We start from the raw sequence: 20,947 nt of genomic DNA on the forward strand, positions 1-20,947 counted from the left end.
CGACGCCTACAGCGTCATGACGTAGTAGCCCGCGTCTTTCACGGCCGTCTCGAGGACATCACGATCAACCGGCTGCTTAGAGCGCACGCGTGCCGTGTGGTCCGCATACGTCACCGTTGCCCACACGCCATCCAGTGCATTGAGGGCATTGGCTACGTTCTGAGCGCAGCCGTCACAGCTCATGCCGCCGATGAGCAGCTCATCGCTATAGGGATAGTGTGACGCATCGGTATCCACCACAACAACCTTTTTGGCCTTCTTGCCGCTCGCACCATCGCTGCAACAACTCTTCCCATGTGTCGAAGCGGCAATGCGACGCAGTCCAAAAAACATGCCGACGGCAATGACGGCCAGCACGATGAGATTCGCAGGGCTGAGCAAGTCACTCATGCGTTCCCCTTTCAAGTAGCCCTATCTAGATACCCCCATGGGGTGTCCCCATCTTAACCCAAAATCATGTCTGTTCGGTCAATTAGTTTCCCTCTTCAAACTTTTTTGTTGACCATGGCTTACTTTCGTGTATAAGTTTTCCTAGGCTAACAGTTTAGATCCGTAAGGAGCACCGTGACTCGAACCATAGACATCCCAACGTTTCAGGCAGCAGTCGTGCGCAACTGCTCCCCCACGCTCGCGGGAATCAAGCCGGCATCGCTCTTTACCTATCCCGGCGTTTACGCCAACCAAAACGGAAAACCCAGCGCCACCCATATCGAAGAGCGACGCTCTCGCCTGCTCGCCGTCATAGCCCAATGCAACCGCGAGCTCCAGCCACTCGGGATCCATATGAGCGTTTTGGTCTGGCGCCCCTGCGGAGCGCTCATCTATGTGTACCGCCCTGCAGACCTCATGCGATACCTCTCCGACCCCCGCGCCACGACGGCGCTTGCCGCCGAAGGTTACGATGTCCACAACCTGCCCGCGTCCCTGGTGCATCTCGCCGCGCGCATCACGCTGGCAAGCAGCAATGCCGCAGAGAGCGCCTATAACGGCAGCGTCTGCGCGCTCGCGCGAAATAGGCACTGCGATACGGGGTGCATGTGCGAGTTCCCCCACGAAATTGGCTATTTTTTGGGCTATCCCTACGAAGATGTCCATCAGTTTATCGTCCAGCACGGCGAAAACTATAAGGTCTTTGGCGCATGGAAGGTATACACAAACGTTGAGCAGGCGCTCACGACCTTCGATTCCTATCGCGCATGCACGCAATACCTTACCTACATCTATCAACAGGGCTGCACCCTGGGACAACTTGTCCAGGCAACCCGATAGAGCATACAAAACGCGGCCGCACGCCGCACAACCGAAAGGAAGACATATGAGCAAGATCGCCGTCGTCTACTGGAGCGGTACAGGCAACACCGAGGCCATGGCAAACCTCGTCGCCGAAGGCGCCACGTCCGCGGGCGCCGAGACTGAGGTCATCCCCTGCGCCGACTTCTCTGCCGACAAGGCCACCGAATATGATGCCTTCGCCTTCGGCTGCCCCGCCATGGGCTCCGAGGAACTCGAGTACGATGAGTTCCAGCCGATGTGGGACGAGGTCAAGGAGACTCTCGGCGACAAGAAGGTCGTCCTCTTTGGCTCCTATTCGTGGGCCGAGGGCGAGTGGATGGACAACTGGAAGGCCGACGCCGACGAGGCCGGCGTCAACGTCGTGGACTCCACCATCTGCTACGACGCGCCCGACGACGAGGGCGAGACCGCTTGCAAGGCCCTCGGAGCCGAGCTCGCATAACGAACCCAGGACCTCCAAAAGAGCCTGCATCAAAGCGCATCCCCATCCCTACAAAAGAGCGGGGGCTGGATTCAAGTCCAGCCCCCGCTCTTTAATAACGGCAGTTACATCAACCGGCTACGAGATATTGCCCAAAAACGCCTTGGTGCGTTCGCTCTTGGGGTGGTCGAAGACCTCGCTCGGCGTACCCTCTTCTACAATGACGCCTCCGTCCATAAAGACGACGCGGTCGGCGACATCGCGGGCAAAGCCCATCTCGTGCGTCACGACGATCATGGTCATACCGTCGTGCGCCAGGTCGCGCATGACGCCAAGGACGTCGCGGACAAGCTCGGGATCAAGCGCCGACGTGGCCTCATCAAAGAGCATCACATGCGGATTCATCGACAGGGCGCGGGCGATGGCAACGCGCTGCTGCTGGCCGCCCGAGAGTTGGCTCGGCATAAAGTCGATACGCTCGGCAAGACCGACCTTGGTCAGCTCCTCGACGGCAATCTTCTCGGCCTCTTCCTTGCTGCGCTTGAGTACCTTCTGCTGCGCGAGCATGACGTTCTTTTTGACTGACAGGTGCGGGAACAAATTGAACTGCTGGAACACCATACCCAGATGCGTACGTACCTTGTTAAGGTCGACGCCCTTGGCGCACACGTCCACGCCCTCAACGACAATCGAGCCGCTCGTGGGATGCTCCAGACGATTGATGCAGCGAAGCATCGTCGACTTGCCCGAGCCCGAGGGGCCCAAGACCACAACGACCTCACCCTTGTGAACATCCAGATCGATATCGCGCAGGACCACGTTGTCGCCAAAGGCCTTCTGGAGGTTCTTGATACTGACGACGACCTCGTTCGAGTTATTGGTTTCGCTCATGATAGGACCTCCTTACAGACCGGCGATGTGATCGGCAGGCGTCGCGACAACCTGTCCGGCGCTCTTGGCGGGACGCTTCTTCTTGGTCTCGGCCGTGCCCAAAAGCCTCGCCTCAAGACCGCTCACCAAGCGAGCGAGCGGCAGGGTGATGACCAGATAGAACAGGGCGGCAACCACATACGGCGTGATGGAGCCCGTCGTGGCCACGATGGTACGGGCGTTCATGACGATCTCGACCACACCCACGGCCGCAAGCAGCGACGTATCCTTGTAAAGCAAGATAAACTCGCTGGTCAGCGTAGGCAAAACATTGCGGAACGTCTGCGGAATCATAACGTAGAGCAGTGTCTGGAAGGCATTCATGCCCAGAGAGCGAGCAGCCTCGTTTTGACCCTTGGGGATCGATTGAATACCGGCACGGAAGATCTCACACAGATAGGCAGACGAATTCATGGCCATGACGATGACGCCGAGCACATAGTCATCAACCTTGACGCCGGCCAACGGCAGACCGAAGAACGCGATATAGATCTGCAGGAACGCCGGCGTACCGCGAATGATATTCACGTAGATACCGGCAAGGCAGCGCAGGATGCGCGACTTGGAAATGCGCATGAGCGATAGGGCGAAACCGAAGGGAATTGCCAGCGGAAACGCCACAAGCACGATCGAGAGCGACATAAGGAAGCCCTTAAAGACGATCGGCAGGCTCTGAACCAAAATGACCGGGTTCAAGAACAGGCGAAGGAACATGTTGGAATTCCATGCCTCGACCCACGGCTGCTCCTTAAGGTCGGCCAGGAAGTTATCGAATGCCGTCACGCCCTTGATCTCGACGGAAGGAATCTTGGAAATCTTCTTGGTCGAACCGTCGGCGAGCGTATAGGTGCCGCTAAAGGCCTCATCGCCGCCCTCGACGGGAAACGTCACGCCGTAAACCTCGACACGGAAATAGCCGCCGGCAGGCGCCGTCTCGCCAAAGTCGATCTTGAGCGTCTGGCCGTCAGCCTTGCACGTGGGCTTCATGGGCGTACGATCCATGAGGTCCTCACCCGAGAGCATCGTCAATCGCGTGTCATCGGTACCAAACGTCGTGCCGTCGACAAACGTCAGCGAAAGACCGCTCAGCTCCTCGTCAGCATCGGCCTGAACTTCCCAGGTGATGCGCGTCTCGGTGCCGCCGACCACAGCGCTGCCCGAACCGGTGTTGGGTCGGGCGGTAATCTTTGCGGTCTCAAGCGCCTGGGCGGTCGTGGGCGCATATGCCCCCGCGCACACCAGCGCGAGCGCCACGGCCATGACGCAGGCTAGCTTTTGGAGCAAGGCGGGCAGTGAAAAACGCTGCTCCGCGGCCCCTTTGTTCAGTCGAGACAAGGTGGCTCCTATCGTAGAAGTTGCCGGCAAAACGAGACGGAAACGCTCTCCGTCAAGAGAAGCGCAAAGGCCCTCTCCGCCAAAACGGAAAGGGCCCGCGCGCAATCAAGTAGCTATTTTACTTGATATTGTACTTAGCCATGAGGGCGTCGACGGTACCGTCGTCGGTCAGGTCCTTGATGGCCTGGTTGATGTCGTCCTTGAGCTTGGTGTTGCCCTGGTTGATGGCGATGGCGTACTCCTCGCCGGTGCTGATCTGCTTGATGGTCTGGCAGGTGTTGAACTGCTCGGCGGTCAGCTGGCTGGCAACGGAGCGGTTGGTGACTACGGCGTCACCCTTATCGGACTGCAGGGCGCTAAAGCACTCGGTGGCGTCCTTGTAGGGGACGATCTTGGCCTTGGGGAAGTTCTCCTGGGCAAAGGCCTCGGCGGTCGAGCCAGACTGGACGATGATGGTAGCGTCGGCGCTGTTGAGCTTATCGCTGTAGTTGTCGGCCGTGATGTCGGTGTTATCGACCTTGGTCACGATAGCCTGATCGTCCATGTAGTAGGAATCGGAGAAAGTGACTTCCTTCTCACGCTCGGGCGTGTCAGTGATAGCCGCGATGGCGACGTCGTACTTGGCGCCCGAAGCAACGCCGGGGACGAGCGTGTCGAAGTCGTTGTTGACGTACTCGACATCCAGGCCCAGCTTGTCGCCAATAGCCTTGATGAGCTCAAGGTCAAAGCCCTGATAATCGCCGTTGTCATCCTTGTACTCAAACGGAGCGTACTCGGCAGAGGTGCCGACGGTCAGCGTACCGTCCTTGACGAGCGCATACTCCTTGGAGCCGTCGACCTTCTCGACCTTAGCGTCGTCAGAGCTGCTGGAACCGGCATCAGAACCAGAGGTGGCGTTGGACGAGCCGCAGCCCGTCAGTGCGAGGGCGAGCGCCATGGCGCCCGTGGCGGCAAATGCGCCAAGCTTCTTGAGCTTCATAATCAGTCTCCTTCCAATGACCCCACGTGATTCAGGGGCCTGCAAAAACTGAGGGCTATTATGCACCCGCATGGAAGAATCCGCAATTAGAAAACTGATTGAAACAAACCCATAACGTGAATGGAGCACTCCACTTTATGACAGTCATTACTGCTGCAACGACCTTAACAGTTTGATTTCAGCCGCATAACCTGCAAGTTCGTTCGGTGTCTCCAAAATGAATGGCAATGCGCGCAAGCGGCTATTCGATACAATATTCTGCATAACCTGCATACCACCGCCAAACTCTTCACTACCCAGATAGCCCTTACCGATGCATTCGTGGCGGTCCTTATGGGCGCCGCAGGGATTCTTGGAGTCATTAATATGCACGGCGCGCAAGCGCTCGATACCCACCACACGATCGAACTCGTCGAGTACGCCGTCCAGATCGTGGACGATGTCATAGCCGGCGTCATTCACATGGCAGGTGTCTAGGCAAACGCCCAGCTTGGCCGACAGCTCGGGGCGCGCGGCAGCAACGCCCTCGATGATGCGCGCCAGTTCCTCAAAGCTGCGGCCCACCTCGGTGCCCTTGCCGGCCATGGTCTCGAGCAGCACCGTCGTCTGCTGGCCCTCAGACATCACCTGACACAGGGTGTCGACGATCATCTGAATGCCGGCGTCGGAGCCCTGCCCCACATGCGCACCGGGATGGAAGTTGTAGTAGTTGCCGGGCAGCGCTTCCATGCGACGCAGGTCCTCTGCCATGGCCTCCAGGGCAAACTCGCGCGCCCGCTCTTTGGCCGAGCAGGGGTTATAGGTATACGGGGCATGAGCCACGAGCGGGCCAAAGTCGTTTTGCTCCATAAGCTCGCGCAGGGCCGCCACGTCATCCATGTCAAGGTCTTTCGCCTTGCCCCCGCGCGGGTTGCGCGTAAAGAATGCAAAGGTATTGGCGCCAATGGATAGCGCCGTCTCCCCCATCGCCCGATAGCCCTTCGTCGTCGAAAGATGACACCCAATCGTCAGCATCTCCAGCTCCCCCTCATCAGTTGCGGTGAAATAGTTCCTGTTTGGCCCCTATTCTGCCGCAAACAGGAACTATTCCACCGCAACTTATAAAAGGGGCATCAGAGATGCGGGCCGCCAAGCGCTACGGCTACGGGCGCCAACGCCATAATCCCCTATGCGTCAGCACCAAGCCCTAGAGGGCTAGACGGATTGCATCGATAATGCGTGCGCAGCGCTGTGTGGCGGCAAGGGGCATGACGGGACTCTCGAGTTTCCCCGCCCGGATGAGCTGGGTCGCATGCTGAATTTCGCCGCAGAAATCATCGACCTCAAACGGGGCATTTATTTCGAGCACTCGTCCGTCGGAGCACTTCACATGGGCGAGCTCGGGGCGATGGAGGCGCTCGATTTCCAACGAGCCCCGCTCGCAGGCAATCGTTAAGCGGCTTTCATATGCTGCTTTGCCGTCGCACGCCATATGAATGGGTATGCCGCCGACGCTCATATGGATATCATCGGCCCAATCCACGTGACCGCCCGATACGTCACGCCAGCGAACTTCACGAGACGAAACATCGCACGCACCCGCAAGCAGATCCTCAAACCACCCGACCGCATAGCAGCCCATGTCATATAGACAGCCACCCTGCAACGGATCGAGCAGATAACTCGAAGGGGACTCACCATAATCGAGTTTTTGCACGCTTTCGATCGAAACGATACGGCCGAGCTCGCCTGACGCAAGCAAGCCCTTCACGCGAGTATGCATCGGACAAAACCGATTTTTCATCGCCTCCATAAACAGCACGCCGTGCTCGCGAGAGGCGGAGGCAATCGAGAGAGCCTCTTCTTCATTCAAAACGGCCGGCTTTTCGCACAGCACGGCCTTTCCGGCGCGCAGCGCGCGACAGGCCCAACGCGTATGCATGCCATGTGGAAGAGCCAAGTAGATTGCGTCGACATCGGGGTCGGCAATCAGCGCATCATAAGCCGCATCGCCGCTATCGTCAGCCGTGGCATAACTGTGCGCGGCATCAATCGAAAACGCCCTGCAAAACTCCTCAACATGCGAAGGAGTGCGACCGGCGGCAGCCACAAGCCGTGCCCCGTCCACCTCCTTGAGCGACGATGCAAATCGATGCGAAATGCGCCCAGCGCCCAAAACGCCCCAACGAACCTCACGCAAATCATCACATGAATCCCGATGGCCCACGACAGCCCCCTTCAGTTGCGGTGGAATAGTTCCTGTTTGGCCCCTATTCTGCCGCAAACAGGAACTATTCCACCGCAAGTTATAAAAGGGGCATCAGGAGCGCGTTTTGCAAAAGGCTTTAAGCGCGGCCGTTACGGGGCCAGGCTGGAAACGTCGGCGCACATCGTCGAGACGCTCGGGAATATCGATGTGCTGCGGGCAGTGACGTGCGCATTTGCCGCACTTGACGCAATTGCTCACCAGCTTGGGCTCGTTCGTCCGCACCGCGCTCGCCGTAAAGTATTGAGACAGCCCCGTAAACCAACTATGCGCGTAGCTCGCATTGTAGGCGCCAAAGCAACCGGGAATATTGATGCCCTTGGGGCACGGCATGCAGTAGCCGCATCCCGTGCAGGGCACGCGATTCGATTTCTCAAACTCTCCCAGCACACGTGCAATGGTATCGAGCTGCTCTGTCGTCATCGAATCCGGCAGCGCACGATCCGCCAATGCCGCGTTCTCGTCCACCTGCGCGGTATCGGTCATACCCGAAAGCAGCATCGTGACTTGAGGATGGTTCCACACCCACGAAAGGCCCCAAGCAGCCGGCGTCTTCAGGTACGGATCGCGTACGTCATCGAGCACGGCGCGGGCCCGCGGAGGCAGTTTGCCCGCCAGGCGTCCACCCAAAAGCGGTTCCATCACAAACACCGCGAGTCCGCGCTCGGCGGCTGCCATGAGTCCCGCCGTTCCCGCTTGGTAGCGCTCTCCGGCATAGTTGTACTGGATCTGGCAAAAGTCCCAGTCATACGTGTCAAGCATCATGAGGAAATCCGCCGCACTGCCGTGGTACGAAAAACCTATCTGGCGAATACGCCCCGCAGCCTTTTGGTGCGAAATCCAGTCCTCGATACCCAACGCTACCACGCGCTCCCACTGCACGGGCGAGGTGATGTTGTGCATAAGGTAATAGTCGATATGGTCGGTTCGCAGGCGACGCAGTTGCTCGTCGAAGAACCGGTCGAAATCCTCTGCGCACCTGCACGAAGCGTGCGGCAACTTAGTCGCCAGCAACACCCGGTCACGCAGCCCCAAGCGCTCAAGCGAGGCGCCCACGCACACCTCGTTACCGGGATAAAGATACGCGGTATCCAGATAATTAATCCCCTGCTCCACCGCACGGGAGATGATGACATCGGCCGTCTTCGCATCGGGGTGTCCCGGCGCACCGGGAAACCTCATGCAGCCCAGTCCCAGCGCCGAGATACGGTTGCCGCTTTTGGGGTCAACGCGATATTGCACTGCCCCTCCTCTCCCCTCGAAGCCTTAATGAGGCGAAACACAACGGCCGCGCCATCGAAACACATTGGAATCGCAATCGAGAACGTATCGTAACGCAGCAGAAATCGAGCCGTCACGACACCGCTTTAACATCAGCAAAAAGCCCGATGAAAGGAGGCGACCGTGATCACACGTGAGGATGTCTACCCCTATCCCGGCGAGCAGTACATCCTCTCGGTCGACCGCTATCAGATCGAGGTCATGGACCATCTGGACGAACTTCCCGCCACAGGCGCCGTCATCTTCTGCACCTTCCCCAAGGTGCGCGATGGCGTTGGATATCCCGCACGCGTTTTCGCGGTCTGCCCCGCAGCGTAAGCTCCGCGCGTCCATTCATTTAAAAATCGCCGCCCTGCATGCACAAGGTGCGCTGGCGGCATACAATCCATCAGGCGCCCCTTACGCGGGCGCCTTTTATATGGGGAGATGATTCGCATGCAGATCAACAAGGTCACCTTTATCGGCAAGGGCGGCGTCGGGCTACTCTACGGCAGTATGATCGCCCAGGCACTCGGCAACGATGCCGTCGAATACGTCATGGACGACGCTCGCTTTGAGCGCCATGCGAACGACGCGCTCACCGTCAACGGCAAGCCCTGCGTACTCAAGTCCGTCCGCGCCAGCGAGGCGACACCCGCCGATCTGGTCATTCTCACGGTCAAGACGACTGGACTCAACCAAGCACTCAAGACCATGGAGCGCGTCGTGGGACCCAACACGCTCATCGCCTCGCTGTGTAACGGCATTACGAGCGAGCAGAAGATTGCCGAGCGCTTTGACTGGAAGCACACCGTCCTGGGTATCTGCCAGGGCATGGACGCCGTATTCCTCGACGGCGCGCTCACCTTTACCAATGCGGGCGAAATCCGCTTTGGCGCAGCGGCCGATACGGATCCCGCAACCATCACCGCAATCGACGAGCTCTACACGCGCTGCGGCATCGCCCATACCGTCGAGAGCGACATTGTGCACCGCATGTGGGCCAAACTCATGCTCAACGACGGCATCAACCAGACCTGCATGGCCTACGGCGGGACCTACGGAAGCGCCACGGAGCCGGGCTCCGAGCAGCGTCGCTGCTTTGTTTCTGCCATGCGAGAGACGCTTGCGGTCGCCAACGCCGAGGGCATTGAGCTGACCGAGGCAGACCTGACGCAGATGGTGCACCTCATCGAGGGAATCGACCCCACCGGTATGCCCTCGATGGCGCAGGACCGCATCGCGCAACGAAGAACCGAAGTCGAGGAGTTCGCGGGCACCATTTGCCGCCTCGCAGCCAAACACGATATCCAAGTGCCGCAAAACGATTGGCTCTACCAGAGGATTCGCGAAATAGAAAGCAGCTGGTAGCCTCGGCCGCATCGCGACGCGCGCAATACAAGCAGACAGGCCTTCGCGAGGATTCCGTCTTCGCGAAGGCCTGTCGCATTTGGCTCGAGGCTAAAACTGAGGTCTATTTTGCGATTCCGGAACCTCATCCTCGTCATCGCGGCAAAGTAGCACGCCGGCGCTTCCCAGCAGCGCCGCTGCAATCAAGGCGCCCACAACCACAGGAGCGGCGCCCATAGCGGACTGCAAGCCGGCAGTTAACGCCGCCGTCGGACCAAGACATCCGATCAAAAGGGCAACGACGGCAATAGCGACATCTCGAGCGTTCATGGGACCACTTCCTCCACGAGAAAGACTTTGTTTCTCGGGACTTAGTGTGCCCAGCGCCCATATGCGCGGCGTACTGCCACGGTAAGCGCTCTGTTAACCCAAATGCAAATAAAAACGGACGCCCTTACGTTGCCCTAAAACTCGGTAAAGGCGCCCGTCCATCATGTGCAATCGATGTCGGCAGATTACCAACCGGTATAGTAGTCGGTAGTTCCGGCTGCGCAACCCGAATCGTAGACCTTGCACTCGCCCTTAGAGCCCGTAAAAGTGGAGCCCTGGGACTTATCGCTCGCTGCCACAACATAGTAGCCGTCGGCATCGCGCCAGAAACCCTCGGAATCCTGAGTCCACTCGCCCGTGCGGTGATGGTAGAGCACGTTGCTGCTGTAATAGGTCTCACGACGACCGTTATAGTTATTGACGCCGCTCGAGCGCGTCAGGCCCGAGCCGTTCGCGTAATACGCAGCAGACGCGTAAGACGAGCCGGAGCCGGCGTTGTAATACAAAGCCTGAACGGCCTCAGCGGCCTCGGCTTCGGCGGCCGCAGCCTCGAGCGCCTCACGCTTGGCATCCTCAAGCGTCGTGCGCAGCTCATCGAGCTCGGTCGATTTGGCGTCGACCTCCTCCATCGTCAAAAGACCGCCCGCACCATCGATACAACCTTGCAGTACAGCGCGCTCGTCATCGGTGGCATAGTCACCGTACATGTTCATGATGATCTGGGCGCGGACCTCCAGGGAATCGCGCTTGGCCCCCATAGAGGCGTTCCACTCCTGCATGGAGCCAAAGCCGTCGCCGCGATAGTCGACGGGCTGCATCAGCGTCGCCTCGGACGGCGTGGATCCGACCGTGTCGGACAGTGTTGCCGCGTGGGCATCGGTTGCGCCGGCGCCCGCCAAAAGTGCCACAGTCAGAGCGGCGGAAAGGGCGGCGGCTTTCGGTTTTCGTGAATCGATCCTCATGTAGCTGGAAACCTCCGTAGTGAGTTTTTGCTGCGATTAAGCTGCGTGTGATTCGATCGCGCTGCATAGTACCCCGAGCAAATCGCGACCTGCGGTTTTTCTCAAAAGGTGCACGTCATTTGCGTAAAACTCACATCCTCTCAACAGGAGTTTTCCACATCTCGATTGCATAAAGCATGTCAAAAACCCTGTAATAGCGCCCTCCCTATGCAAAAAAAGGCGCCTACGCAACCATTGCTTGCGCAGGCGCCTTGAGCAGGCATTTTATGCAGTTATACCTATCGAGTCGCAAGGGGTCCTTGCACAAGTCGCCCTACTCGTCCAGTGCGGCAAAGGCCTGCTTCAGGTCCCAAATGATATCCTCGGCGTTCTCGGTACCGATGGAAAGACGAATCGTGGAGGGCGTGATGTTCTGCTCGGCGAGCTCCTCGGCAGAGAGCTGGGAGTGCGTGGTGGTAGCCGGGTGCACGACGAGCGACTTGACGTCGGCCACGTTGGCGAGCAGCGAGAACACCTGCAGATGATCGATGAACTTCCAAGCTGCCTCCTGACCACCCTTAATCTCAAAGGTAAAGATCGAGGCGCCGCCACGGGGGAAGTACTTCTGATAGAGCTCGTGATCGGGGTGCTCAGGCAGGCTCGGGTGGTTCACCTTGGCGACGTGGCTGTCACCAGCCAGGAACTCAACGACCTTCTTGGTGTTCTCAACATGACGGTCAACGCGCAACGACAGGGTCTCGGTGCCCTGGAGCAAGACCCAGGCGTTGAACGGGCTGATGCAGGCGCCCTCGTCACGCAGCAGGATAGCGCGGACATAGGTTGCGAAGGCGGCGGGACCGGCAGCCTCGGCAAATGAGACGCCATGGTAGGAGGGATTGGGCTCGGCGATCTGCGCATACTTGCCGCTCGCCTTCCAGTCAAAGTTGCCGCCATCGACAATCACGCCGCCCAGCGAGGTACCGTGACCGCCAATGAACTTGGTCGCGGAGTGGACGACGATATTGGCGCCATGCTCCAGCGGACGGAACAGATACGGGGTGCCGAAGGTGTTATCGACAACAACCGGCAGGCCATGCTTCTTGGCAATCTCGGAGATGGCGTCGATGTTGGGGATGTCGGAGTTGGGGTTGCCGAGCGTCTCGAGATAGATGACCGTGGTGTTGTCCTTGATGGCACCCTCGACCTCGCCCAGGTTGTGGGCGTCGACAAAGGTGGTCTCGACACCAAACTGGGAGAGCGTGTGCTCCAGCAGGTTGTAGGAGCCACCGTAGATGGTCTTCTGAGCCACCACGTGGTCACCGGCTTGGGCAAGAGCCTGCAGGGTATAGGTGATGGCAGCAGCACCGGAGGCGACGGCAAGACCTGCCACACCACCCTCGAGTGCGGCAATACGGTCCTCAAAGACGCCCTGGGTGGAGTTGGTCAGACGGCCGTAGATGTTACCGGCGTCGGCAAGACCAAAGCGGTCGGCGGCGTGCTGGGAGTTGCGGAACACATAGCTCGTGGTCTGGTAGATAGGCACGGCACGGGAGTCGGATGCAGGATCGGCGCTCTCCTGGCCAACGTGCAGCTGCAGGGTATCGAAACCAAAGGTGTGCTCGGGGTTGTTGATAAACTGGCTCATGATGATCTCCTTGATCGAACGAAAGTAAATAAAAAGAGAGAAATAAGTCGCTGTCTCCTGATCACGCCGACGGGCGCAAGCAGGAGCCCGGCATTCGTCTTGGTAAGCAATTCATATGCGGGCCTCCTTTCGCATCCCGGTTCCGTGGTCGGCTTAATTACCTACCGCCTTTGTGTGTTTTGAATAGTACGAGCATTGTTTCGCTCGGTCAATCACTTAAAAGCGCTAACCTGTTATCGGTTTTTTAGATAGCTATCGAAAGGACGGGCGTCGATGACCCTCCAGCAGCTTCGTTTTCTGATTGCCGTGGCAGAGTCCGGCTCAATCAACGCCGCAGCTCAGCGCCTCTATACCGCTCAGTCCAACATCTCAAACGCCGTCAAAAGCCTCGAGCAGGAGCTCCATCTGGAAATCTTTACGCGCTCCAGCCGCGGCGTCACGCTCACCAACGACGGTACCGAGCTCTTAGGCTATGCGCGCCAAGTCGTGGAGCAGGCCGACATGCTCGAGGCCCGCTACGAGGACGGCGGCACACCCCAGGCGCGCCTTGCCATCTCGGCCCAGCACTACGCTTTTTCGGTCGAGGCCTTTGTCAACGTCGTCGAGCGCTGCCGCGACAGTAAGTTCGAGTTCATCATGCGCGAGACCACCACCTCGCAGATCATCGACGACGTCCGCGCATTTCGCAGCGATATCGGCATCCTCTATCTGGACGACTTTAATACCCGTGTCTTGCAGAAGGCCTTCGCCGATGCCCGCGCAAGCTTCCATCCCCTCTTCGACGCGACGGTCCACGTCTTCGTTAGCGAGCGCCACCCGCTCGCACGCCGCCCCCAGCTGTCCCTTGCCGACCTCACACCCTATACGCGCTACAGCTTTGAGCAGGGAACCTCAAACTCCTTCTATTACGCCGAGGAACCTTTTAGTTATATCCCCTGCGACCGCAACATACGAATCTCGGACCGCGGGACGCTCACTAACTTACTTATCACGTCGAACGGTTACACCCTATCGACCGGTGTCCTTTCCAATGAAATGCAATGGGGTATGGCATCGATCCCGCTAGCAGACGCCCCAACGATGCACGTAGGCTATATCATGCACGACGAGCGCAAGCCCTCTCCCCTCTTGCAACAATACCTCGACGAGCTCAACCGCATCATCCATGCCAACTAACTGTCGGAAGACGGGGTAGAAATCGTAGATAGCTAGCCCCCGGCGGGCATGGCGCTACAATGGTCACTCACACGAAGCGTACCCAACGAAAGGAACCATGTGAAGGTCATCATCTATACCGACGGCTCGGCCCGATCAAATCCGGGACACGGCGGCTACGGCGCCGTGCTCAAGTACACCAACCCCGCCGGCAAGACCTTCACCTCCGAGCTTTCGCGTGGCTACGCCAAGACCACTAACAACCGCATGGAGCTCATGGCGGTCATCGTGGCGCTCGAGGCACTTAACCGCCCCTGCGAGGTCGAGGTCCATTCCGATTCGCAATACGTCGTCAACGCCTTCAACAAACACTGGATCGACGGCTGGAAAAAGCGCGGGTGGAAAACTGCCAACAAGCAGCCCGTCAAGAACCGCGACCTGTGGGAGCGCCTGCTTGCCGCAAAGAGCAAGCATAAGGTGGAGTTCATCTGGGTTAAGGGGCATGCCGGCCACGAGCTCAATGAGCGCTGCGACGAGCTCGCCACCACCGCGGCCGACGGAGCCAACCTCGATATCGACACCGGCTTTAGCGAGAGCGACCTGTAACGGCGTTTTCGCACGCTTTTATGTCCTCCCGCGCTACACTCGTCCTGTAGGCCAAACAACGCAAGGGGGACACATGCTGCGCATCGCAACCATCGGCACATCCATGATCACCGACGACTTTATCCAAGTCGTCAATGCCAACGACCAGGCTACATTCGTAGGCACGCTCTCGCGCGACGCAGATCGTGGCGCCGCCTTTACCGCCGAACACGGCGGCGAACGCAACTTCACCGCACTTGACGAGCTTGCGTCCGCCGACGACGTCGACGCCGTCTACATCGGCAGCCCCAACGCGCTCCATCACGAGCAGGCGCTCGCCTGCATCGCCGGTGGCAAGCACGTCATCGTCGAGAAGCCCTTCTGCGCCACCGAAGCGCAGGCACTGGAAGTCTTCCGTGCTGCCGAGGCAGCAGGCGTCGTGGCCCTCGAGGCCATGCGCCCGCTTCACGACCCCGCCTTCCACGCCATTGAGGACGCTCTGGGCGAGATTGCGCCCATTCGCCGCGCCTCACTGCGCTTTGGCAAGTATTCCTCACGCTACAACGAAATCCTCGCTGGACGCGCCACCAATATCTTCGACTGCAATATGGCATCGGGTTCCCTCATGGACATTGGCGTCTACGCCGTCGAGCCCATGGTCGAGATTTTCGGCATGCCCTCTGGTCTCACCAGCATGACCACGCTGCTCGACCCCTCAACGCAAGAGCTCACCCATGGCCCCATCGACGGTTGCGGTTCCATTCTCGCCAGCTATGGCGGTGGCCGTATCTCCGTCGAGCTCGCGCACTCCAAAATTACGAATGACCTGCTGCCCTCGCAGATCGAAGGCGAGCGTGGCACTATCCAGATCGACCATCTGTCCACGCCCCGCAACGTCCGCATCGACTATCGCGGCGACGTCGTACGCGGCTCGGCGACCGAGGCACCGCGCGAACAGGACGACAACGGCCGCGCGCTCGATCTGCCCAAATCGAGCAACACTATGGAATACGAACTCATAGACTTTATCACCGCCATCGGTAATATCGATAACGTTAAGGAAGAGATCTGGGAGACCCCGGCGGGACGCCACGAGCTCGGCCACTACCGCGATGTCACGCTCGTCTCGCTCCGCATCATGGATGCCGTGCGTCAGCAGGCCGGCATTACCTTCCCCGCCGATTCAGTCAAGCAGGCCTAGCGATGGGCCTCTTCGATACGTTCTTCTCCAGCGTCACCGGCAGCAGTCGAGAGCCTCAAAAACCATCAAACATCGAGCTCGAGCTGCGCCGCAGGCTTACTGTGCTCGCAAGCGACGAAGCCACTCAAGACACTCCCCTGCGCTACTTCCTGCACTGGACGGGGCAAGTCCAAGGCGTTGGTTTTCGCTTTACCAACACCAACCTCGCGCAGGCACGCGCACTCACCGGCTGGGTGCGTAACATGGAAGACGGCTCCGTCGAGATGGAGATACAGGGGGCTCCGGCAAACATCCTATCTCATCTCGAGGCGCTTCATGCCTCCTACGAGCGCATGGGAACGCGTTTTCGCCTCGCAGACGCCCAGGCCCGAGCCCCACTTACCAATGAAGACGGTTTCAGTCCTCGTTATTAGTATTGTGTGCTAAATACGGTATCATTTACCTACGACCGTTGACAGAAAAGAGGCGAGGCGCATGGCGGTGCAAAGAAGAAACACCAAGCAGCGGAAGCTGGTTCTTGACGCCGTGCGCCAAAGCTATAACCACCCCACCGCCGATGAGATCTACAACGCCGTGCGCGCGCAGGATGACAAAATCAGCCGCGGTACGGTCTACCGCAATCTCAATCTCTTAGCCGACGCCGGCGAGATCCTCTCCATCAAGACGCCGGGCGGCAGCCGCTTCGATCGCACGATCGAGCCGCATGCGCATATCATCTGCACCTCGTGCAGCCGCGTCATCGACGTACCGCTCCCCTTCGATGCCCAACTCGACGCCAAGGCGTCCGAGCAAATCGGCTGGAACGTCACCTCGCACTACACCATCTTCGAGGGCCTCTGCCCCAACTGTAGGTAGATTTTGGGACATGCCTACTCAGCAAGTAGACGACACAGCTCTTCTTCAACCGCGCGCACGTAGCGGACACGGTCATTGACACCGCGCATGCTGGGATTGCAGCTCTCCATCAGATAGGGATGGCCCACCACGTTGAGCATGTCGCGATCGTTTTCGTTATCGCCAAACGCCATCATTTCGTTAGGTGAGATCCCCAGCGCGCAACCATAATCGGCAAGCGCGGACCCTTTGCCCGAATCAAAGCCGATAAAATCGGTCCATTCGGTTCCCGACGTCATCACGTCGACACGGTCGCTAAAGAGGCGCTCGAAATACTCCAGCGCCGCCGGCTGCTCTGTCTCGGGCGTTTGAAACGCAATCTTAATGACATCCTCGTCAATGTCCTCGGGACGGTCGACCACCGCCACATCGCAGTGGACCTCGTAACGCAAATGGTCGACGAACGCATCGTTGCCGCTCATGGTATAGAGGTGCCCCTCACACGAAAGGGTCACGTCGGCATGGGGAAAGGCGACCACGGCATTCGCGATATCCATAGCAAGGCTACGCTCCATGGAACGCTTGACAACGGCATGCCCCTCGCTCATCACCAGGGCTCCGTTTTCGCACACATAGGCGAGCTCATCGGCCACCGGGGCAAACAGATAGCGCAAGCTCGCATATTGACGGCCGCTCGCCGGCATAAACACGATACCGCGACGATGCAGCTCATCGATGAGCTCAAAGGCCTCGGAACGCGGCTCGCGCTCCCCCGGATGCAGCAACGTGCCGTCCAAATCGCATGCAATCAGCCTGATTCCTTCAAGACCCATATGCTTTCCCCCCACAGCATCTCATCAACAGTAAGACGGACTTTGAATAGTTGCCTCTCAAAGTCCGTCTTACTTATACGCACGTTAACCGCGTGCCTTCTTTACGATCGTAAAGTCTGGAGCCATACTCACAACGACATCCGCCGCGCTCGATGCAAAGCGTCGACCGGCATCGAGCTCGCGTGTGACCACCGAGAGCCGAACGCCCTCGATACCCCGGAGCATGCGACCCAAAACCGGTTGCACCGGCGTATACATGCGCACGGTATGCTCGTCCGAATCGCCTCGGAAAAGCGGCGCGTGCATATTACCGATCTCCCAGCACGCATGTGCGAGCACAATCGGATCCATGCGGTCGACTTCGACCAAATAGACCTCGGCGCTGCGCAGGCGCACGACAACCGCCACGGGCACCGCGCCCGTGCGGTCGACAGCGAGCACGTCACCGTCGGCAAGACGCTCGCCATCAGTGGCATCCAGCCGGGCATTCACCGTGCGCCCCAGCTCCGTCACGCCCACAAACAGGCGCGCATCAGCCTGGTCCCAATCGAGTAGCAGCTCGTCAACCTCAAAGACGCCACCCAGCTCCCGACGAAGCAGGAGTTCATAGGACGGGTCGTTGAGATTTCCCAAGCGCTCCGTAGCTACCAGGTCCACGGACATCAACTAGTCCTCGACCTCGACGAGCTCGATATCAAAGTTGAGGTCCTTGCCGGCGAGCTCGTGGTTGGCGTCGAGCGTCACGGCCTCGGCCGTCACATCGATGACCACGGCGGGGACGGGCATGCCGCTCGGCGTGGACAGGAAGAGCTTCATGCCCTTCTCGATCTGCTCGATATTGGGAACCTGCTCGGCCGGGAAGGTCAGGACCATCTCGGGGTTGCGCTCGCCGTAGGCATCGACAGCAGGAATGTGCACGGTCTTCTTCTCGCCCACCTGCATGTCGACAACAGCGGCGTCGAAGCCCTTGATCATCTGGCCGGCGCCGCAGGTGAACTCCAGCGGCTCGCCGCGATCGTAGGAGCTATCGAACTGCGTGCCGTCGTCGAGCGTGCCGCGATAATGGGTCTTGACCTTCTTGCCCTGGTTGGACATGGTAACCTCCGTGATAAGGGCGGCGCACAACGCGGGCCGCCGTGAACATATGGCGCTAACTATACCCTAGTCATACAATTCAAAGACAGTTTGCAAAGAAACGCTGCAACCGGAGGAACCATGGCATATCCCGTATTTGACCTACACTGCGACACCGCCGACCGCATCGGCTGGGCCACGCTCGATCTCGACCTGCGCTTTACCGCCGGCACCGACGGCTATTTCCCCGGCGACGAAACGCATCCGCAGGATTTCGACCTCATCGAGGGCAACGCCTGCGCCATCTCGCTCGCAAAGATCGGCAACACGCCATGGGCACAGTGCTTCGCCACGTTTGTCCCCGACGAGATTCCCACCGCCCACGCCGCGCGCTTCCAGGCGCAGATCATGGCGCACATGAGCGGTCAGGCCATGCTCAACCACGACCGCATGGTCAACGTGCGCAGCGCCGCTGACATTCGCCCTGCACTCAAGGACGGCAAGGTTGCCTGCATCCACACCATCGAAAACGCCACGTTCTTTGCCGAGGACCCCGCGCTGATCGAGGTGCTCAAGAGCCTGGGCGTTCTCATGTCATCGCTCAGCTGGAACGCGCAGGGACCGCTCGCGAGCGGCCACGACACCCACGCCGGCCTCACCGCCGCCGGCATCGAGGCGCTTACGCAGATGGAACACGCCGGCATGGTGCTCGACGTCTCCCACCTCAACGATGAGTGCTTTGACGAGGTTGTCGCCCATGCCACGCGCCCCTTCGTCGCCAGCCACTCCAACTCCCGTACCGTCTGCGGCGTCAAGCGTAACCTCACCGACGACCAGTTCCGCACCATTCGCGACATGGGCGGCATCGTCGGCCTCAACTACTGCAGCGAGTTCCTCTCCAACGAAGCAACCGACGAGACCGCCGCAGACGTCACCTTCGACCAGCTGGCGGCACATATCGAGCATTGGCTCGACCTGGGCGGCGAAAATGTCATCGCGCTCGGCGGCGACTGGGACGGCGCCACGGTACCCGCTTTCCTCTCCGATGCCAGCATGATGCCGGAGTTCCAGAACATGCTCTCCAAGCACTTTGGCAAGACCGTGATGCAAAAGCTCTGCAGCGACAACGCGCTTGCCTTCTTTGAGCGTTATTAATTTCACATCCCTTGAGCGGGCCGGCATGTCAAGCGATCGACATGCCGGCCCATCCCCAATCTGAAGGATCACTTTTGACGCAGCAGTTTACGATTTCCGTATCCCGACCGGATGGCACATCCATCCCCGTCGTCGTTACCAAAAAGCGCGTCAAGAACTTCAACCTACGCGTCACATCGAGCGGTGAGGTCCACGCCAGCGCACCGCTCGGCGCCAGCCGCGAGCGTATCGAAGCGTTTGTGAAGCGCAACAGCGCCTGGATTATCGGCAGACTTGCCCAGCGCGAGCAACGTCAGGCGACGGCGCGAGAACCGCTCAGTCCCTCGTCCATCATTGCACTTTGGGGCAAGCCCATCACGGTACAGGATGCGCTCGACCACAACTTTGCATCACCCGCACCGCGACCCAAGCAGGCTACCTTCGCAAGTTTTATGGGTACCGATGAGCCAAGTGGGCGCACGCAGGCAAAGCAGCTCACGGCTCTCGACGGCCTAACGTCCGATGAGCTCCAAGCCCACATCGACCAGCTCTATATGTCCGAGGTCACATCAGCGCTGCGCGATATGGTGCACGCATACGAAATCGCAATGGGTGTCACCGTTTCCCGCGTTTCCGTACGCAGCATGAAAACGCGCTGGGGCTCGTGCACGCCCAAAACCGGCGCCATTCGCATCGCACGCGAACTTGCCGCCTACCCCGTCGAATGCCTCGACATGGTTGTCGCCCACGAGCTCGTCCACTTGCTCGAGCCAAGCCACAATCAGCGGTTCCACGCCCTCCTCGACACGTACTGCCCCAACAACAGAGCTCTGTCGCAGCGGCTCAAAAAACCGCCCATAGAGACGTATTAGAACCGGTTAGCGCACGCGCTCGATCTCGACGCCGCAGCTTGCCAGGGGAAGACCGACGGGCGCCCAAGGCTTATCGAGCTTAACACGCACGCCAAGCAGCAAGGGGTAACGACGTAGTAGCATCGAGGCCACACCCTCGGCCGCGGCCTCGATGAGCTTAAACGTATGCTCGCGCAGATAGCCGTCGACATCGTGGCACACCGAGCCGTAATCAATCGAGGCATCCAGGTTATCGTGCTCCCCTGCCGCGCGCAGGTCGGCATAGAGCACCAAGGACACGACAAACTTCTGCCCCAGGGCGTTCTCCTCGGGATACACGCCGTGGTTGGCAAAGACCTCGAGACCGTCGATAGTAATGCGGTCGGCATGGCGCAGGTCGTCATAGCTCACATGAGGCACTGCCGTTGCGGTGGAAATCTCGCCCCTGCCACGACGGGCGAGCTCGGCGCCCTCGGTCTTGGTTGCATTCTCGGGCAGTTTCTTGTTGCTCATCGCGATCGTCTCCTTCGTTCAGAACCCCGACCGCGCAT

Annotated in this window: 25 protein-coding genes; 11 read left to right on the top strand and 14 right to left on the bottom strand. The window is 59.3% G+C overall.

Annotation, left to right across the window (positions count from 1 at the left end; translation table 11 throughout):
- Positions 1-6: 6 nt before the first annotated feature.
- A complete protein-coding gene (locus tag ABCP74_RS00975; RefSeq protein ID WP_138112100.1) occupies positions 7-390 on the bottom strand; it encodes a heavy-metal-associated domain-containing protein in 384 nt (127 codons plus the stop codon).
- 174 nt (positions 391-564) lie between these two features.
- Here ABCP74_RS00975 and ABCP74_RS00980 point away from each other — a divergent pair, with 174 nt between their 5' ends.
- On the top strand, positions 565-1,269 hold the full coding sequence (locus ABCP74_RS00980) for a DUF3793 family protein (RefSeq protein WP_343001043.1): 705 nt from the start codon (positions 565-567) through the stop codon (positions 1,267-1,269).
- 46 nt (positions 1,270-1,315) lie between these two features.
- Entirely contained in the window at positions 1,316-1,735 is a 420-nt protein-coding gene (locus ABCP74_RS00985; RefSeq protein WP_117840045.1) for a flavodoxin, read from the top strand.
- Between the two features lie 117 nt (positions 1,736-1,852).
- On the opposite strand, the gene ABCP74_RS00990 is transcribed toward ABCP74_RS00985, so the two are convergent.
- From ABCP74_RS00990 to ABCP74_RS01015, 6 genes are all read right to left on the bottom strand, one after another.
- On the bottom strand, positions 1,853-2,605 hold the full coding sequence (locus ABCP74_RS00990) for an amino acid ABC transporter ATP-binding protein (protein WP_006234381.1): 753 nt from the start codon (positions 2,603-2,605) through the stop codon (positions 1,853-1,855).
- Between the two features lie 12 nt (positions 2,606-2,617).
- Positions 2,618-3,979 carry an ABC transporter permease subunit gene (locus ABCP74_RS00995; protein ID WP_343001044.1) on the bottom strand — a complete coding sequence of 454 codons (1,362 nt, stop codon included), beginning with the start codon at positions 3,977-3,979 and terminating at the stop codon, positions 2,618-2,620.
- A 118-nt stretch (positions 3,980-4,097) separates the two neighbouring features.
- Complete coding sequence (locus tag ABCP74_RS01000) at positions 4,098-4,958, bottom strand: ABC transporter substrate-binding protein (RefSeq protein ID WP_343001045.1); 861 nt, start codon at positions 4,956-4,958, stop codon at positions 4,098-4,100.
- A gap of 147 nt (positions 4,959-5,105) precedes the next feature.
- Positions 5,106-5,972, bottom strand: a complete 867-nt coding sequence (locus ABCP74_RS01005; protein WP_343001046.1) for a deoxyribonuclease IV — start codon at positions 5,970-5,972, stop codon at positions 5,106-5,108.
- Positions 5,973-6,144: 172 nt separating this feature from the next.
- A complete protein-coding gene (locus ABCP74_RS01010; RefSeq protein WP_343001047.1) occupies positions 6,145-7,164 on the bottom strand; it encodes a Gfo/Idh/MocA family protein in 1,020 nt (339 codons plus the stop codon).
- A 93-nt stretch (positions 7,165-7,257) separates the two neighbouring features.
- Positions 7,258-8,445: an aldo/keto reductase gene (locus tag ABCP74_RS01015; protein WP_343001048.1), complete on the bottom strand. Its 1,188-nt coding sequence runs from the start codon at positions 8,443-8,445 to the stop codon at positions 7,258-7,260.
- Between the two features lie 162 nt (positions 8,446-8,607).
- On the opposite strand from ABCP74_RS01015, the gene ABCP74_RS01020 reads away from it, so the two are divergent.
- Both ABCP74_RS01020 and ABCP74_RS01025 read left to right on the top strand, forming a co-directional pair.
- Complete coding sequence (locus ABCP74_RS01020) at positions 8,608-8,802, top strand: cyclase family protein (protein ID WP_343001049.1); 195 nt, start codon at positions 8,608-8,610, stop codon at positions 8,800-8,802.
- Between the two features lie 117 nt (positions 8,803-8,919).
- Positions 8,920-9,834 (top strand): ketopantoate reductase family protein, encoded by a 915-nt coding sequence (locus ABCP74_RS01025; protein ID WP_343001050.1) that lies wholly within the window; start codon positions 8,920-8,922, stop codon positions 9,832-9,834.
- Between the two features lie 90 nt (positions 9,835-9,924).
- On the opposite strand, the gene ABCP74_RS01030 is transcribed toward ABCP74_RS01025, so the two are convergent.
- From ABCP74_RS01030 to ABCP74_RS01040, 3 genes are all read right to left on the bottom strand, one after another.
- Positions 9,925-10,143, bottom strand: a complete 219-nt coding sequence (locus ABCP74_RS01030; protein WP_343001051.1) for a hypothetical protein — start codon at positions 10,141-10,143, stop codon at positions 9,925-9,927.
- A gap of 185 nt (positions 10,144-10,328) precedes the next feature.
- Positions 10,329-11,105: a hypothetical protein gene (locus ABCP74_RS01035; RefSeq protein WP_343001052.1), complete on the bottom strand. Its 777-nt coding sequence runs from the start codon at positions 11,103-11,105 to the stop codon at positions 10,329-10,331.
- A 313-nt stretch (positions 11,106-11,418) separates the two neighbouring features.
- On the bottom strand, positions 11,419-12,729 hold the full coding sequence (locus tag ABCP74_RS01040; RefSeq protein ID WP_343001053.1) for an O-acetylhomoserine aminocarboxypropyltransferase/cysteine synthase family protein: 1,311 nt from the start codon (positions 12,727-12,729) through the stop codon (positions 11,419-11,421).
- A 273-nt stretch (positions 12,730-13,002) separates the two neighbouring features.
- Here ABCP74_RS01040 and ABCP74_RS01045 point away from each other — a divergent pair, with 273 nt between their 5' ends.
- The 5 genes from ABCP74_RS01045 (at position 13,003) to ABCP74_RS01065 (ending at position 16,525) form a co-directional block, all read left to right on the top strand.
- Positions 13,003-13,905 carry a LysR family transcriptional regulator gene (locus ABCP74_RS01045; RefSeq protein ID WP_117640815.1) on the top strand — a complete coding sequence of 301 codons (903 nt, stop codon included), beginning with the start codon at positions 13,003-13,005 and terminating at the stop codon, positions 13,903-13,905.
- A gap of 48 nt (positions 13,906-13,953) precedes the next feature.
- Positions 13,954-14,490 (top strand): ribonuclease HI, encoded by a 537-nt coding sequence (gene rnhA, locus ABCP74_RS01050; RefSeq protein WP_343001054.1) that lies wholly within the window; start codon positions 13,954-13,956, stop codon positions 14,488-14,490.
- A 73-nt stretch (positions 14,491-14,563) separates the two neighbouring features.
- Complete coding sequence (locus ABCP74_RS01055) at positions 14,564-15,670, top strand: Gfo/Idh/MocA family protein (RefSeq protein WP_195503336.1); 1,107 nt, start codon at positions 14,564-14,566, stop codon at positions 15,668-15,670.
- 2 nt (positions 15,671-15,672) lie between these two features.
- Complete coding sequence (locus tag ABCP74_RS01060; protein WP_195503337.1) at positions 15,673-16,083, top strand: acylphosphatase; 411 nt, start codon at positions 15,673-15,675, stop codon at positions 16,081-16,083.
- Positions 16,084-16,144: 61 nt separating this feature from the next.
- Positions 16,145-16,525, top strand: coding sequence for a Fur family transcriptional regulator (locus tag ABCP74_RS01065; RefSeq protein WP_006234400.1), 381 nt, complete (start codon positions 16,145-16,147; stop codon positions 16,523-16,525).
- 14 nt (positions 16,526-16,539) lie between these two features.
- On the opposite strand, the gene ABCP74_RS01070 is transcribed toward ABCP74_RS01065, so the two are convergent.
- The 3 genes from ABCP74_RS01070 to ABCP74_RS01080 form a co-directional block, all read right to left on the bottom strand.
- Positions 16,540-17,337, bottom strand: a complete 798-nt coding sequence (locus ABCP74_RS01070; RefSeq protein WP_343001055.1) for an HAD-IIB family hydrolase — start codon at positions 17,335-17,337, stop codon at positions 16,540-16,542.
- A gap of 84 nt (positions 17,338-17,421) precedes the next feature.
- Complete coding sequence (locus ABCP74_RS01075) at positions 17,422-18,000, bottom strand: urease accessory protein UreE (RefSeq protein WP_343001056.1); 579 nt, start codon at positions 17,998-18,000, stop codon at positions 17,422-17,424.
- 3 nt (positions 18,001-18,003) lie between these two features.
- Positions 18,004-18,432: an FKBP-type peptidyl-prolyl cis-trans isomerase gene (locus ABCP74_RS01080; RefSeq protein ID WP_343001057.1), complete on the bottom strand. Its 429-nt coding sequence runs from the start codon at positions 18,430-18,432 to the stop codon at positions 18,004-18,006.
- Positions 18,433-18,552: 120 nt separating this feature from the next.
- Here ABCP74_RS01080 and ABCP74_RS01085 point away from each other — a divergent pair, with 120 nt between their 5' ends.
- Both ABCP74_RS01085 and ABCP74_RS01090 read left to right on the top strand, forming a co-directional pair.
- The gene (locus ABCP74_RS01085) at positions 18,553-19,566 is read left to right on the top strand and encodes a dipeptidase (RefSeq protein WP_343001058.1); all 1,014 of its coding nucleotides are present in this window, start codon (positions 18,553-18,555) and stop codon (positions 19,564-19,566) included.
- A gap of 74 nt (positions 19,567-19,640) precedes the next feature.
- Positions 19,641-20,417 (top strand): M48 family metallopeptidase, encoded by a 777-nt coding sequence (locus ABCP74_RS01090; protein WP_343001059.1) that lies wholly within the window; start codon positions 19,641-19,643, stop codon positions 20,415-20,417.
- 6 nt (positions 20,418-20,423) lie between these two features.
- Here the strand turns inward: ABCP74_RS01090 and folB are convergent, their stop codons facing one another.
- Positions 20,424-20,909: a dihydroneopterin aldolase gene (gene folB / locus ABCP74_RS01095; RefSeq protein ID WP_343001060.1), complete on the bottom strand. Its 486-nt coding sequence runs from the start codon at positions 20,907-20,909 to the stop codon at positions 20,424-20,426.
- Positions 20,910-20,947: the final 38 nt, after the last annotated feature.

The organism is Collinsella aerofaciens (genome assembly GCF_039062315.1).
GTDB classification, from domain to species: Bacteria; Actinomycetota; Coriobacteriia; order Coriobacteriales; family Coriobacteriaceae; genus Collinsella; species Collinsella aerofaciens_BG.